This window comes from Hydrocoleum sp. CS-953, assembly GCF_002260545.1.
In the GTDB taxonomy this organism is placed as follows: Bacteria; Cyanobacteriota; Cyanobacteriia; order Cyanobacteriales; family Microcoleaceae; genus Trichodesmium.
In genome coordinates, this window is record NZ_LGSU01000054.1 from 1 (window position 1) to 1692 (window position 1692).

Below are 1692 nucleotides of genomic sequence, written 5' to 3' on the forward strand. Positions count from 1 at the left end.
AATATTATATAGTGTTTTGAAATGAGATATAAATCTAGATTCAGGTTTTTTCTAATAACAAAAGCGTGCTTATTAAGTACCGACTAAATTCTTGTGTAAATCTACTATTCCCTATTCCCTTTTTATTCAAGAAATATAGGCGTTGGTGAATGAATGTATGATTTTACAAGATTCAGGTGTTAGGAGTCAGGAGTCAGGAGGAGCGTTCTGGAGTTTTTTCTGCGCCTTAAAGAGGGGAAATAAGTCTGATTTACCTTCAATAATTTAGGAATTTCATACCGTGTTTCAGCAACGCCGAAATATAAAAGGCGCAAACAAATCTTCAACAGCTTTCAGCAATTGAGTTTGATTCCAATCTCTATATAAATGAGCAGCGATCGCAGATCCTCCACAACCAACCCCTTCCTTAACATATCCCCTTTCATAAGCTTGTAGTTGAGGATAACAAGACTCAGAAAAACTAAGTTGTGTTGCCATTAAAGGTACACAACCAATTTCTTGTGCTAACCCAACAGTATCTCCAGTTGGATCTTCAGCAACCCAACGAGTTGTTCCCACCACAATATTCTCAGGTTGCCAAGGTAAAAACAACTGTTTTGCCAATGCTTGCATTAAACCATAAACAGCTAACATTTGCGTTCCACCAGCCAACATTACTCCAACCTTAAGACTTGCTGCCATTGCCATTGCTGCTACTACTATTTGCATCGGGTCTCCCACTGCAGCAATTAGTTTTAAAGGTTGTGAAAGTGGAAGCGCCGAATTAAAACCAGCAACCTGTAAACCCTGACGTACCACAGCCAACTTTTGACTATGATTACATTCAGGATGACTGCTATTTACCTTACCAACAGCAGCAATACCCAAACCTAATAAAACTGCTAAAGCAGTAGTTGTTCCTCCAACTACACATTCTCCTAAAATTAGATATCTATCTTTTGCTTCATCAGCTAATTTCTCACCCCAATAACTACCTACTTCGAGTAAATGTTGAACTGTTGCCATATCCAAAGCATTGCCAGAAGTTAAACAACGAGCAGGAGAGCCTCCCAAATCAATTGTTGGTACAGTTGGTTTATGAGTTAAACCTGCATTAAATAAATAAAGAGGAATATTTAGAGCATCAATAATTGCTTTTGTAATTAAAACTGGGGAAGCACCAGCGTTGAGGGGTGGTAATGGATATTGGGGTTGTGGTTGTAGACCATTATATAAAAATTCTACATCTGCTAAACAAGTATATTGGCGGTCTTGTGGTGTTGCTCCTGCTGCTGAAATTCCTGGAATTAGACCTGTATCTGTAAATCCTAAAATACAGCTAAAAATTGGTTGGCGACCTTGATACTTTTGCAGCCAATTTTTTCCCTGTTGTATTTGGGTATAAACACGAATCATTAATTCAGTTATAAGTTATAAGTTATCAGTTATATTAAATCGGGTTATCAATAAAAACAATCAGGTTTCTGAATTCACTGTTTTTAGTTATTTAACTTACCCAAAGAAACTCGGTTTTGACAAGGAATCTTATATTTTAATCATAGACATCTACAAAAAAACTGGTTTCTAGGTTCCAAGTTTTGTTCCTGCTTCTTCCTTCTTCCTTCTTCCTTCTTCCTTCGGGTTTCTGAATTCACTGTTTTTAGTTATTTAACTTACCCAAAGAAACTCGGTTTTGACAAGGAATCTTATATT

Annotated in this window: 1 protein-coding gene; it reads right to left on the reverse strand. The window is 36.9% G+C overall.

What is annotated here, in order from left to right; all coding sequences use genetic code 11:
* Positions 1-285: 285 nt before the first annotated feature.
* Positions 286-1395, reverse strand: a complete 1110-nt coding sequence (gene cobT, locus AFK68_RS00285; protein ID WP_094670728.1) for a nicotinate mononucleotide-dependent phosphoribosyltransferase CobT — start codon at positions 1393-1395, stop codon at positions 286-288.
* Positions 1396-1692 lie beyond the last annotated feature (297 nt).

What these genes read in the sequence shown, in the direction of transcription:
- cobT (WP_094670728.1), bottom strand. Translation starts at nt 1,395, where the DNA reads ATGATTCGTGTTTATACCCAAATACAACAGGGAAAAAATTGGCTGCAA.